10 protein-coding genes are annotated in these 13,119 nt (G+C 40.4%); 1 reads left to right on the top strand and 9 read right to left on the bottom strand.

Going from position 1 to position 13,119, the window contains the following annotated elements; all coding sequences use genetic code 11:
• Positions 1 to 19 precede the first annotated feature (19 nt).
• The 8 genes from O3636_RS03400 to parE all read right to left on the bottom strand — a co-directional run bounded on the left by O3636_RS03400 (position 20) and on the right by parE (position 11,346).
• The gene (locus O3636_RS03400; RefSeq protein WP_261049329.1) at positions 20 to 916 is read right to left on the bottom strand and encodes a DMT family transporter; all 897 of its coding nucleotides are present in this window, start codon (positions 914 to 916) and stop codon (positions 20 to 22) included.
• Between the two features lie 8 nt (positions 917 to 924).
• Positions 925 to 1,860 (bottom strand): serine hydrolase domain-containing protein, encoded by a 936-nt coding sequence (locus O3636_RS03405; RefSeq protein ID WP_371641729.1) that lies wholly within the window; start codon positions 1,858 to 1,860, stop codon positions 925 to 927.
• Positions 1,857 to 2,582: a CppA family protein gene (locus tag O3636_RS03410; protein WP_371641731.1), complete on the bottom strand. Its 726-nt coding sequence runs from the start codon at positions 2,580 to 2,582 to the stop codon at positions 1,857 to 1,859. Before O3636_RS03410 ends, O3636_RS03405 begins: the two co-directional genes overlap by 4 nt.
• 332 nt (positions 2,583 to 2,914) lie before the next feature.
• Entirely contained in the window at positions 2,915 to 4,966 is a 2,052-nt protein-coding gene (locus O3636_RS03415) for a thiol-activated cytolysin family protein (RefSeq protein ID WP_371641733.1), read from the bottom strand.
• A 327-nt stretch (positions 4,967 to 5,293) separates the two neighbouring features.
• Complete coding sequence (gene parC, locus O3636_RS03420; protein WP_371641735.1) at positions 5,294 to 7,774, bottom strand: DNA topoisomerase IV subunit A; 2,481 nt, start codon at positions 7,772 to 7,774, stop codon at positions 5,294 to 5,296.
• Between the two features lie 52 nt (positions 7,775 to 7,826).
• A complete protein-coding gene (locus O3636_RS03425) occupies positions 7,827 to 8,561 on the bottom strand; it encodes a lysostaphin resistance A-like protein (RefSeq protein ID WP_371641737.1) in 735 nt (244 codons plus the stop codon).
• Positions 8,542 to 9,375: an aminoglycoside 6-adenylyltransferase gene (locus O3636_RS03430; protein ID WP_371641739.1), complete on the bottom strand. Its 834-nt coding sequence runs from the start codon at positions 9,373 to 9,375 to the stop codon at positions 8,542 to 8,544. The genes O3636_RS03425 and O3636_RS03430 overlap by 20 nt, the downstream gene beginning before the upstream one ends.
• Before the next feature lie 27 nt (positions 9,376 to 9,402).
• Complete coding sequence (gene parE, locus O3636_RS03435; RefSeq protein WP_173217577.1) at positions 9,403 to 11,346, bottom strand: DNA topoisomerase IV subunit B; 1,944 nt, start codon at positions 11,344 to 11,346, stop codon at positions 9,403 to 9,405.
• Between the two features lie 135 nt (positions 11,347 to 11,481).
• On the opposite strand from parE, the gene plsY reads away from it, so the two are divergent.
• Positions 11,482 to 12,123: a glycerol-3-phosphate 1-O-acyltransferase PlsY gene (plsY, locus tag O3636_RS03440; RefSeq protein WP_119919812.1), complete on the top strand. Its 642-nt coding sequence runs from the start codon at positions 11,482 to 11,484 to the stop codon at positions 12,121 to 12,123.
• Positions 12,124 to 12,161: 38 nt separating this feature from the next.
• Here the strand turns inward: plsY and O3636_RS03445 are convergent, their stop codons facing one another.
• Positions 12,162 to 13,118: an ABC transporter permease gene (locus tag O3636_RS03445; protein WP_000029119.1), complete on the bottom strand. Its 957-nt coding sequence runs from the start codon at positions 13,116 to 13,118 to the stop codon at positions 12,162 to 12,164.
• Between the last annotated feature and the right edge of the window lies 1 nt (position 13,119).

The raw sequence follows: 13,119 nt of genomic DNA on the forward strand, positions 1-13,119 counted from the left end.
CACAGACAAAGAGGCTTTTTTATTTTTCTAACAATAAATCTTTCAAAGAAATCAGGGTTACAGCAACTAATATCATTGCCATACCAAGAAAATCAATGGAATAGAATTGTTCATTCATGATTAGGAAAGCAAAGAAAACTGCTGAAATTGGCTCAATTGAAGCCAACAAGCTTGACTTAACCGGTCCAATCAGACTAGCTCCTTTTAGGAAAGCTGTATAGGCAAAGACAGTCCCAATAAGGATAATACCCGCAAAAGCAAGAAGAAAATCAAGACTAGTTGGGATAGTAGTCTGTAGAACTCCTGTAAATGGAAGGGCGACCAAACCTGCTATAACCATCCCCACACCAATGACCAAACTGCTCCCCCACTTCTTGATCAAGGATATGGGCAAAATGATATACAGAGCATAAGTCAAGGCAGAAAAGAGACCCCAAAATAGTCCAGAAGGTGTAATAGATAACTGATCCAACTGACCATGGGTTGCGATCAGGAAAGTTCCTCCAATGGCTAATATGATGGAAATAATCTCTGCTAAGGTCGGTGCCACCTTATCCTTGATACAGCTATAAATCAAAATCCCGACAGGACAAACATACTGAAGCACCGTCGCGGTCCCTGCATTGGTTTCCTGAATAGCAGTTAGATAGGCGAATTGATTGAGGAATAGACCAATTAGAGAAAAAATAAGAAGAGACAGCAAACTCTTTCTATCCTTTAAAAAGGCCAGCATTTTATCCTTTGCAGTAGCATAAGCTAAGAGCATGAGAATTCCACCAGCGATTAAAAGACGCAAGTTGGTCAAGACCAGAGCCGAAATTCCGTGTGCCATCAGGTATTGGCCACTCGTTCCTGACAAGCCCCAAGCAATCCCAGCCACAACTGTTAATAAAGTCCCTTTTAAACTATTTGACATGTCTCTCCTTACTCTTCTTTACGAATCAAGTCCATCACTTGATTGCGGTCTACAATCCATTGAGCCCTCTCATCCTTTTCATAGGTACGGTTGGATAGGAAAATAGCCGCTTCTTGCTTCTGACGATTCCACATGATAAAGGTACCTGTATAACCCGTATGGTCTAGCCAATCTCCTTCCAAATTCCATGACAAAGAACGCTCCTTATCATCCAAAGGAGAAAAATTTTTACTCAAATCTCTTGCAAAATCATCTGCTAAATAGTGTTCTAAAAAAATTTGTAAATCCTTTACAGTCGAAAACAAACCAGCACTCCCTGCATGTCTGCCCAGGAGGCGAGCCTTGGGATCATGTACCACGCCAGCCTCTACACCTCTGACTGTTGGAACAGCAAGCTCAACAGGGCCAAACTTGGTTTTCGTCATTCCCCAAAGATTCCAGACTTGTTCTTGTAAAATCACATCCAAGTCTTGATTAAAAATTCTTTCCAAAATAAAGCCCAAAAGTAAAAAATGGACATCCGAATAAAGAAAGGCTGGCTGACTTCGTCTGTTGAGATGAAACATAGCTCCCTTTAATTCTGAGGCTGTTAAAAGGTCTCGATTTGGAATAAAAGGATCAAGATCTGTAGCATGGGTTAAAAGCTGACGAATAGTGATGTCTGGATAATCACTTTCAGGTAAAAAGTCGGTTACTGGTCTGTCAATATCTAATTGACCTTTTTCCCATAAACAGGTACAAACTGTGCCTACCCCAACAACCTTGCTGACACTAGCTAGGTCGTAAACTAGTCCTGCCTCAGTCTGTAAGCCATGCTCTGGGTCACTCTGTCCTAAATAGACCTCCGTCCATTGATTGTCCTTAAAATATGCAAAAGAGGCTCCGGGATAAATCCCTGCCTCGATTTGTTCTTCTATTTTTTTAATAATCTTGGTCCACTTCATACTTTTTCAAACCACAATTCAACATTATTTCTATCTTTACCAAGGAAGAATTTTTCGGACTTAGGAATAAAATATTCGGTAGATTCAAATCTCTTTCGAAGACTGGCTATGTCTAATTCATTGACCAAGAACTTGAGCATAGATAAGTCCCAAGTAACCGTATTGTCCACAGTCAAATCCTGCCCCTGAGCTGGGATAAAATCAAGTGATTCCCCAATTTCAGATGATTCCAAGAAACTTTCGATATCAGTTGGGAGATGTAATTCCATAGAAATCTCAAATTTACTTAAAGAAATTGATTCCAAATCTGTTTGAAATTCAGGCTTTTCTCCTACTTCTACTAGACTTGCTCTATCATCTTCCGCATGAATCAAAATCAAATCATCTTCTGGCGAGTAAATTTCAAAAGCGTAGCCATTTTGCCCCTTATATAATTGATGAATCGAATCTGTTTTAGATAAGAGTCCTTCGATTTCTAAGGGATTTTCCACCTTGATAATCAATCTGGCCAGTTTTTTTCGTCCCTCTACCTTACGAGTACGCATGCTTGGTGCCTCTTCCAAAACCAGCTTCTCAAGACCTGTTTGATCACCTAGTGACAGAAAGGCTGACTCTTCTAACAAGGCCTTCATGCCAAGGGTTTCAATATAAAATGTTTCATTTAATTTTCTATTATTAACTTTTAAAGTAGGAATAATCCGTACAATCTGATTTACATTCATAAATTCCTCCGTCACTTTTTATTTTATAGGATTTTAGAATTTTTTACAAGATATTATGCTCAAATTTACCAATTTTCACCTCATTAAAAATTTTTTTCAAAAGTCTGGCCCAAAACTCCATTTTTAGGAAAAAATAAAAAAGTCAAAAAGCATACTAAAAGACATATTTTATACAACTTAAAATACTGATTTAAAATCTAAGATAAAACTGGAACTCTAATTAATATATTGATAACAAATAATTGACTGTCTTTGTTGATTTTTGATTACTGAGGAATATTAGAAATAAAAAGAACCAGCTCTTAGAACTGATTCCTTTTACAAGTGAAAAATTAGTTATTTTCAACTTTTTCATCGTATTTTGGTCTGATTGTTGTACCTGAGTTAACAATGGTACGTTTTTGAACAAGAGGGAGGTCTGTGCGATTATAAACTGTACGCCATGGTTCCCAAACAAGACCTGTTTTTTCTTGAATCTTCACACGTATATTGCGCACATTTCCTCTAAATTGAATTTCAGTTTGGAAGCCTGCTGTTCTGTTTTTACCATTATCTTCCCATTGACGTGAGCGAATGCTTTCAACTCCATCCTTATCATAAGTTACTTCATCCCAGTAAACATAGTAACGAGCAATGTAAGCTCCCTTATGATGTAAATTGAGGTAACCATTTTTATATGAAGTCACTTTAGTTTCAATGTAGTCTGTATTGCTTTGAATTGTGGCTACTTGATTATCTTTCAAGAATGCAGTCTTATAAGAAATTGGAACAGCAGGGTTTTGTGTACTGAAAGTAGCTCCTTCTTGAATCAATTTCTTCAAATCTTCTACTGTACCTGTCACAACACGTGCAGCGCCATCAGCATTTCCACCTACGATTGAAACTGTTACAGTTGTATCCTTCAAGACACGCGCCCATTCAGATTCTGGTTTAATAGGCACCCCTTTGATGACAGCATTAATCGCTGCTTTCAACTCTGTACTCTTGCTTGTTGTTTCAAATTTGACATACATTTGACGTCCGTATGAAACGCTTGACACGTATACAGGAGGTGTTTTGTCATCAATTCCACGTGCTTTCAATTGATCAACCGTTACTCCTGGAGCAAATACATCTGATGGATTTTTTGGAGCATCAAAGTTAGCAGTATAGTAAATTTGTTTAAAATCAACAACTTCAACTTGTTTTTCACCCTTGTTCACAGCCTCAAAGTCAATTTTCAAATTAACACCGACTTTTTCAAAATCACTTCCGAATTTTGCTTTCAATTGATTCATGCTGTAAGCAGAAGTTGATTCATACTGCATACGTGCTGGAGCAGGATTTTTCGCAGCATATTTTTCATGCCAACGATTTAACAAGGTATTCACACCTTCCTGCATACCACTTGCAGTTGGATTAGCATCTACATAGCTATCTCCGCCTACCATTCCTGGTAAATCAACACTGATTCTACCTTTGCTACGATCTAAACTAATTTGTTGTGGTTTGTTTTCTAGAAGGTCTTGATTTGCTTTAAATAAAGCACCTAAGAAGATATCTCCGTTACCATTAATGGCAACATCTGCAGAACCATTAGAAAGGTTTTTCTTCACTTTTTCCACAACCACAAATTCATTTCCTTGTTGCTTTGTGCTTGTATTAGTGTAATTTTCTAATGCTTCGCCTTTTCTAGTCAAAATATTTAGTTTATCGTAATTTAAACCAAATAAATAGTTATTTAGCTCTGCAGTATAATCTTTTTTAGCTTTACTTTCTGTTTTAACTTGGTTTTCTGTTTTCTTATCTGCTACTACTTTTTCTTCTTTTACAGCACGATATACTTCAACTTCTGCTAAACTAAGAGGAGTTTTAGATTTATTTAATTCAATTTTTACATATCGTGCATTAACTCCTGAGAATTGAACATCAACTGTTGGTTGATTGTTTAAGCTATCGACATGTTGACGAGCCACTTCCTTACCATCTTTATCTAACAAAATAACATCAAAATTAGATAAACGATCTGCTACATTACTGTCTCCACGATTGTAAATACGAACAGTTCCTACTGGTTCTTCTTTCTCTAAATCAACTTTCCACCAAGAATGATCTTGAAAATCTGTATGGGTAACGGAGCGATGTCCGTAGTCATTATCACGATTGCCATCAACTGCTCTAGAGGCATCTCCTCCATAAGCAGTCGAACTCTGACTTGCAGACTTATGAGCAGCAATATTTTCACCAGCAACTGCAGCAACGCTTGGCTCTGTCGCTTTTACTACATTTGTTTGAAATACAAGGCCAGAACCTAGCAAAAATGTTGCAATGGCAACACCACATACTCCAACGCTACGTTTACGAATAGAAAAACGAAATCCTTTATCTTGTTTGTTTTGAGACATATAAAACTCCTTTTATATTTAAACGAACTATTTCTTGAACGCGCTTCCTTGAAACGATATTAGTATAACATAAAAACAAGATAAGCACAATCGTTTTCTTAAAAAATTATTATTTTTTATTAGGTCAACTTGTATAGTTGCTCATATGTTAACAATTTTACATTTAAACATCCAGCGGTCTATACCACTAAAAACAGGAAAACGAGTAGGCTCAAGTCCCTATCAGTTAGGAATCAGCACTGTTCGTTTCTGTATATATAATCAAATTCAACTCTTAAATCTATAGTTTAACAAATTTCTCAATAAAAAGCTTTTCATTGTTTTTTATCATTTCTTAGATTCAAATTCTGTATAAGCTTCCTGAAGGTAAGCGTCAAAAACTTCTTCATCTGAAATCGTGTCAGAAATGAAGCTTCCGTTGCTAGTTCGTTCTGACAGGTTCAAGTCTTGCAATCGGCTTTCATAGATTGTTCCTTTGTTGGATTGAACAAGCAGAGTTTGGTCGTTCTCTTCCACTTCTGTACTGAAGAGATCACCAATGAAGCCTTGTTCTGCGACTGCTCCTGCTAAGAAGACACGGTGCGGTTTGTTTTTCAACTCACGCAAGACTTGTAGTCCTCTTTTAGCACGGCTGGTTGCTGGAATTTCCTCAATAGAAACACGTTTCAAACTTCCACGTTGTGTCAAGAGATAGAAGGAAGAGGTATTACAGATAAAGGCAGATTGGAGGACATCATCTTCTTTCAGATTCATAGCCTTGACACCTGCTGCCTTGGCACCGACAACCGGAACCTCTTCAATATTGAAACGCAGGGCATAACCGTTTTGACTAATCAAGAGAACATCATCTAGTTTGATTGGAGCTACTGCTACAATCTGGTCTGTCTCGTCTTTGAGTTTAGCATACTTAACAGACTTAGATTTATAGGTCCGCCACGGAGTGAATTCTTTTCGTTCTACGCGTTTGATTTGACCAAGCCGAGTCGCTGCAAAGTAGGTTGTCTCATCGTCAAACTGATCCACAACTTCAACATAAAGGATTTCTTCGTTAGTTTCAAAGTTTGTAATGGTCTGGCTCAGATGCTCTCCGATATCCTTCCAACGAATATCTGCCAACTCATGGATTGGTCGATAAATGACATTTCCAAGCGTCGTGAACATCAAAAGATGCTGGGTTGTCTTGGCAGATTGAACAAAGATCAGACGGTCATCATCACGTTTGCCAATTTCTTCCAGAGTGGATGCCGCAAAGGAACGTGGGCTGGTACGCTTGATGTAGCCTGCCTTGGTCACGCTGACATAGGTATCTTCCTCTGCGATAAGACTAGCTGTATCAATCTCGATTGCTTTCGCAGTGTCTTCTAAAGTGCTCAAACGTGGTGTCGCAAATTTCTTCTTAACCTCACGAAGCTCTTTCTTCATGAGATTGTACATAGTCCGCTCATCACCGATAATCGCCGCAAGCATGGCAATCTTCTCACGAAGTTCTGCTTCTTCTTCTTGCAAGACAATCACATCGGTATTGGTCAAACGATACAGTTGCAAGGTTACGATAGCCTCAGCCTGTTCTTCTGTAAAATCATAGCTGACCTTAAGGTTTTCCTTGGCGTCAGCCTTATTCTCAGAAGCACGGATAAGAGCAATGACTTCGTCCAAAATCGAAATTACACGAATCAAACCTTCGACGATATGGAGACGTTTCTCAGCCTTTTCCTTGTCAAAGCGGGAACGAGCCAAAATCACTTCGCGACGGTGGGCGATGTAGCTAGACAAGATTGGGACAATCCCGACCTGACGAGGTGTGAAATTGTCAATCGCCACCATGTTAAAGTTGTAGTTGATTTGTAGGTCGGTGTACTTAAATAGGTAGTTGAGAACAAGCTCCGTATTGGCGTCTTTTTTTAGCTCAATAGCGATTCGAAGACCATCACGGTCAGACTCATCGCGAACCTCAGCAATACCAGCCACCTTGTTATTGACACGAACATCATCGATTTTCTTGACTAGATTGGCCTTGTTGATTTCATAAGGAATCTCAGTAATAACAATTTGTTCCTTACCACCTTTTAGATTTTCAATCTCAGTCTTGGAACGAACAACCACGCGCCCTTTCCCAGTTTCATAGGCCTTCTTGATTTCATCACGACCCTGGATAATCCCTCCAGTCGGGAAGTCTGGTCCCGGCAAGAATTCCATGAGTTTATCCACCTTGGCAGTTGGGTGGTCAATCATGTAAACCGCCGCATCAATGACCTCAGCCAAATTATGGGGAGGAATGTCTGTGGCATATCCAGCCGAAATACCAGTCGATCCATTTACCAAGAGATTTGGAAAAGCTGCTGGCAAGACTGTCGGCTCTTTCTCGGTATCGTCAAAGTTCCAAGCAAAGGGAACTGTCTTCTTCTCGATATCCTGAAGAAGATAGCCAGCAATTTCAGACAGACGTGCCTCAGTATAACGCATAGCCGCAGGCGGATCTCCATCCATAGAACCGTTATTACCGTGCATTTCGACTAGAATCTCACGATTTTTCCAGTCCTGTGACATACGAACCATGGCATCATAGATAGAAATGTCACCGTGTGGGTGAAAATTCCCCATGATGTTACCGACAGACTTGGCCGACTTACGGTAACTCTTGTCAAAGGTATTGCCATCCTTATTCATCGAATAAAGAATACGGCGCTGAACCGGCTTCAAGCCATCACGAATGTCTGGCAAGGCTCGGTCTTGAATAATGTATTTGGAGTAGCGACCAAAGCGCTCTCCCATGATGTCCTCAAGGGACATGTTTTGAATGTTAGACATAATAATTCTCTTTTTAGTGTTTTATTGTAAAGTAAATCTATATTTTATAAATTTAACTGTTTCTTTGTAGGTAGTGAGAAAAGAAGAGCAATCCTACTAATCCTAGAATGAATAAAAGATTAATTTTAATAACAAATAAGCTAAGTAGGGTATTAATTAGACCGTGAAAAATGGCGCAAAAAAGGACCGACTTTGTCTTTTTGAAAACAGCTGCTAGAAGAATACTGAGATAAATTGCAAATAGACTGAATAATATAAAAGGCATCCCACTTTGGGAACTTCCAATCACAAACCATAAAGGTACATGCCATATTGCCCAAATACAACCTGTTATCAAACCGGAAATCCAAAAGGAGAATCTAGTTTCCAAAGTTGGTTGCAAGATGCCTCGCCATCCCAATTCTTCTTCGCCACCATAAACACAGACTGCACTCAAAAAAACAACTAACAAATTTCCTAGTGGAAAAGCCGGATTAAGCTCCTTAGATGAGAAAGCAATGACACCTGTCTGCACGAAAATTAGTAAAAGAAATAACAAAATATGTTTCTTTGAGTCCCCTAAGATAAAAGAGACTATGCTTTTAATGGATTTTTGAGGCAAACAAGAAATGGCTGCAATGGTTGGACCGAAACCTCCTAGTAAATGGAGAAAAACTCCTAGTGGACTTGTTAGACTTAAGAGGCTCATTTGCGTCAGAAAAGCGAGCAATCCCCAACCAAATCCCCAAGAAATGAGAAAACTAATCAGTAAAAATTTTGTTATCTTATTATTTTGTAAATGTTTCATTTGTTTCGAGTCTCTCCTCAGCATACTGAATCATTCTCTCAGCTACTTCTTTATCGTAATCAACCCCCACCTTTTGAGAAAGGGATTGAGCCTCTTGGTGGAAAAACTTCATTGTAGCAAACAAAGACTGAGTGATTTTATCTATACTTGAAAAATCAAGCAGATTTGAGAATTCCTTTTCTTTCTCAATGGGTAAATAGTTAAAAAGATACTTATAATTCTTGCCGACGTCTACTGTTCCCTTATCACTTGCTACCTGCCAAGCTAAGACTTTTAACAACTCTTGCTGACAAATACCATAGAGATGGTCCGTCGCATAGATGACTTGATAGCGACAAATTCCTTTGACCACGTAGGATGATACCCACCAAAATTCATTGCAGGAATTTTTAAAATCTGTCTCAGTAGCTGGGGTTATCCAGTAACGCTCTGGGCTGGGAGAATATGACTCAAACAAGCCCTTCTCATCTACTAAAACTATGAATCCTGTCTCGCTATCCACCCACTCTTGAATGTGTTCTTTAGGGCAAAGAGTCAAATCAATACGATTGCCATCTTCAAAGAGCATGAGATAGAGACGACGATTACCAAGACTGACTTCTTGCTCGATAATGCGTTTTCCAAACTGATTCAACCAAGAAAGGTCACTCATCAGATTATCAAAATCATCCACGACATAGACCACATCGTAGTCTTGAAATTCATCTTTTGGAGCATTTTGGTTTGTCCGTGAACCAGACATAGCGACAGCTTTGACTTGTAAAGTTTTGGCAGTCTGTAAAATCAGATCTAGCATTTCTGTTTCAGCTCTCATGTTGATACCCATTCATTAAAAACTGACTTAAAACACTGTCGCTTCTTCCAGCGTAAACTTGACATTATCCTCAATCCACTTACGGCGTGGTTCGACCTTATCTCCCATGAGAACATTGACGCGGCGTTCGGCGCGAGCTAGGTCTTCAATGGTGACACGGATAAGGGTACGGGTTTCTGGATTCATGGTTGTTTCCCAGAGCTGGTCGGCATTCATCTCACCAAGACCTTTGTAGCGTTGGAGGGTAGCGCCTTTACCGAACTGCTTACGGAGTTCTTCTAGCTCTCCGTCCGTCCAAGCGTAGGCCACTTCTTCTTTCTTGCCTTTACCTTTTGACATCTTGTAAAGAGGCGGAAGGGCGATATAGACATGTCCTGCCTCGACTAGCGGACGCATGTAACGGTAGAAAAATGTCAAGAGCAAGGTCTGGATATGGGCACCGTCAGTATCCGCATCGGTCATGATAATGATCTTGTCATAGTTGGCATCTTCAAGGGAGAAGTCTGCTCCGACACCCGCACCGATGGTATAAATCATCGTGTTGATTTCCTCATTTTTGAGGATATCCGCCATCTTGGCTTTGGCGGTATTGATAACCTTACCACGAAGAGGCAAGATTGCCTGGAACTTACGGTCACGGCCTTGTTTGGCAGAACCACCGGCAGAGTCTCCCTCGACTAGATAGAGTTCATTCTTAGCAGGATTTTTAGACTGGGCTGGGGTCAATTTCCCAGACAACAAGCCCTTATCCTTCTTGTTTTTCTTACCATTTCGACTCTCATCACGCGCCTTACGTGCCGCCTCACGCGCGTCACGCGCCTTGATAGCCTTGCGAATGAGATTAGAAGCCAATTCCCCATTTTCCATAAGGAAGAAGGTCAACTTATCCGCCACAATGCCATCCACAACTGGGCGAGCTAGTGGACTTCCTAGTTTGTCCTTGGTCTGTCCTTCAAACTGGAGATGTTCTTCAGGAACCAAGATAGAAAGAACGGCCGCTAGCCCCTCACGATAGTCTGACCCTTCAAGGTTTTTATCTTTTTCCTTGAGAAGCCCCGTCTTACGCGCATAGTCATTCATGACCTTAGTGATAGCAGATTTGAGTCCTGTCTCATGCGTTCCGCCGTCCTTGGTGCGAACGTTATTGACAAAGGACAAAATATTATCTGAAAATCCGTCATTATACTGAAGCGCAACTTCCACTTGAAAACCATTGTCTTCACCTTCAAAGTAAAGAACTGGCGTCAAGGTTTCCTTGTCTTCGTTCAGATAAGAAACAAAGTCCTGCACCCCGTTTTCATAATGAAACTCAATCGCTTCATCTGTTCGCTTGTCCGTTAAAGACAAGGTCACATTTTTCAAGAGAAAGGCTGATTCATTAAGACGCTCTGAAATGGTATTGTACTTGAAATCTGTCGTAGAAAAGATAGTCGCATCCGGCATGAAGGTAACCTTGGTACCTGTTTTAGACTTGGGTGCTGTACCGATTTTCTTCAAGGTCGTGACAGGTTTTCCCCCATTTTCAAAACGTTGCTTATAGATTGCCCCATCACGGGTAATTTCAACTTCCAGCCAACTTGAAAGAGCGTTAACAACGGAAGAACCCACCCCGTGGAGACCACCTGATGTCTTGTAGCCTCCTTGACCGAATTTCCCTCCTGCGTGGAGAATGGTAAAGATAACCTCAACAGTTGGAATTCCCATAGCGTGCATACCTGTCGGCATTCCACGTCCGTGGTCTTGAACCGTTAAACTTCCGTCTTTATTAATGGTCACATCAATACGATCGCCAAACCCAGACAGGGCTTCATCGACTGCATTATCGACAATTTCCCAGACTAGGTGGTGGAGACCAGCACCATCGGTCGATCCGATATACATCCCTGGACGTTTTCGAACTGCATCCAACCCTTCTAGCACCTGAATGGCATCATCATTATAATTGTTAATATTGATTTCCTTTTTTGACACAAGGAACCTCCTATTCGTTCATCTTTACTATTCTACAGGTTTTCCAAGGATTTTGCAAAATTTTTCTTTCTCCGGTGTGACAATTTCAGAAGTGATTCTCTGCCTTTCTTTCCCAATTCATGATATAATAGGAGTATGATTACAATAGTTTTATTAATCCTAGCCTATCTGCTGGGTTCGATTCCGTCTGGTCTCTGGATTGGACAGGTATTCTTTCAAATCAATCTGCGTGAACATGGTTCTGGAAATACCGGAACAACCAATACCTTCCGCATTTTAGGTAAGAAAGCTGGTATGGCAACCTTTGTGATTGACTTTTTTAAAGGAACCCTAGCAACGCTTCTTCCGATTATGTTTTATCTGCAAGGCGTTTCTCCTCTCATCTTTGGACTTTTGGCTGTTATTGGCCATACCTTCCCTATCTTTGCAGGATTTAAGGGAGGCAAGGCTGTCGCAACCAGTGCTGGAGTGATTTTCGGATTTGCGCCTGTCTTCTGTCTCTACCTTGCAGTTGTTTTCTTTGGAACCCTCTATCTTGGTAGCATGATTTCACTGTCTAGTGTCACAGCATCTATCGCAGCTGTCATCGGAGTTCTACTCTTTCCACTTTTTGGTTTTATCCTGAATAACTATGACCCTCTCTTCATCGCTATTATCCTAGCTCTTGCTAGTTTGATTATCATTCGACATAAGGACAATATCGCTCGTATCAAAAATAAAACTGAAAATTTGGTCCCTTGGGGATTAAACCTAACCCATCAAAATCCTAAAAAATAAAACGCCAGTTTAAACAGAACTGACGTTTTTTTGTATGCTTATTTTGATTTGATATAGTTGATACCATCTGCTTTTGGTGCAACTGCTTTTCCAAAGAAGGCTGCCAAGACAAGAATTGTCAAAACATAAGGTGCGATTTGAAGGTAAACCGCTGGCACTCCTTGTAGGAATGGCAATTGAGAACCGATAACAGCCAAACTTTGTGAAAGTCCAAAGAAGAGACTAGATAGCATAGCTCCGATTGGATTCCATTTTCCAAAGATCATTGCAGCAAGGGCGATAAATCCAGGCCCAACAATAGTTGTTACTGAGAAGTTAACTGAGATTGATTGAGCATAAATCGCTCCGCCAATTCCACCTAGGAAACCTGAAATAATAACCCCTAAATATCTCATCTTGTAGACATTGATTCCCAAGGTATCCGCTGCTTGAGGGTGTTCACCGACAGAGCGGAGACGAAGACCAAAACGGGTCTTGAAGAGGATAAACCAAGCAAGGAACGAGAAGGCAATCGCGATATAACCTAGCAGACTTGTTGACTTGAAGAAGATATCACCAATAACTGGGATATTTGCCAAGACTGGGAAGTCAAAGCGTCCAAAAGTTTGACTTAGGTTGTCGGTTTGTCCTTTGTTATAAAGAACTTTAACCAAGAAAACAGCCAAGGCAGGCGCCATCAAATTTAATACTGTACCGCTGACAACATGGTCTGCACGGAAATGAACCGTCGCTGCTGCGTGGATGATAGAAAAGATTCCCCCTACCAATCCTGCTACAAGCAAAGATAGCCATGGAGTTGCTGCTCCAAATTGTTCTGCAAATTCAAGGTTAAAGACGACTCCAGAAAAGGCACCCATAACCATAATTCCTTCAAGGCCAACGTTTACCACACCACCACGTTCAGAGAAAACACCGCCAATACTTGTAAAGATGAGGGGTGCTGAGTAAATCAGCATAGAAGACACCAAGAGGGTGAGCAAGGTTGTAATAGACATC

Source organism: Streptococcus sp. 27098_8_76, from assembly GCF_041432315.1.
Classification (GTDB): domain Bacteria; phylum Bacillota; class Bacilli; order Lactobacillales; family Streptococcaceae; genus Streptococcus.

Bases quoted from the DNA above. Each gene is read 5' to 3' on its own strand.
- O3636_RS03400 (WP_261049329.1), bottom strand. From the start codon at position 916: ATGTCAAATAGTTTAAAAGGGACTTTATTAACAGTTGTGGCTGGGATT.
- O3636_RS03405 (WP_371641729.1), bottom strand. From the start codon at position 1,860: ATGAAGTGGACCAAGATTATTAAAAAAATAGAAGAACAAATCGAGGCA.
- O3636_RS03410 (WP_371641731.1), bottom strand. From the start codon at position 2,582: ATGAATGTAAATCAGATTGTACGGATTATTCCTACTTTAAAAGTTAAT.
- O3636_RS03415 (WP_371641733.1), bottom strand. From the start codon at position 4,966: ATGTCTCAAAACAAACAAGATAAAGGATTTCGTTTTTCTATTCGTAAA.
- parC (WP_371641735.1), bottom strand. From the start codon at position 7,774: ATGTCTAACATTCAAAACATGTCCCTTGAGGACATCATGGGAGAGCGC.
- O3636_RS03425 (WP_371641737.1), bottom strand. From the start codon at position 8,561: ATGAAACATTTACAAAATAATAAGATAACAAAATTTTTACTGATTAGT.
- O3636_RS03430 (WP_371641739.1), bottom strand. From the start codon at position 9,375: ATGAGAGCTGAAACAGAAATGCTAGATCTGATTTTACAGACTGCCAAA.
- plsY (WP_119919812.1), top strand. From the start codon at position 11,482: ATGATTACAATAGTTTTATTAATCCTAGCCTATCTGCTGGGTTCGATT.
- O3636_RS03445 (WP_000029119.1), bottom strand. From the start codon at position 13,118: ATGTCTATTACAACCTTGCTCACCCTCTTGGTGTCTTCTATGCTGATT.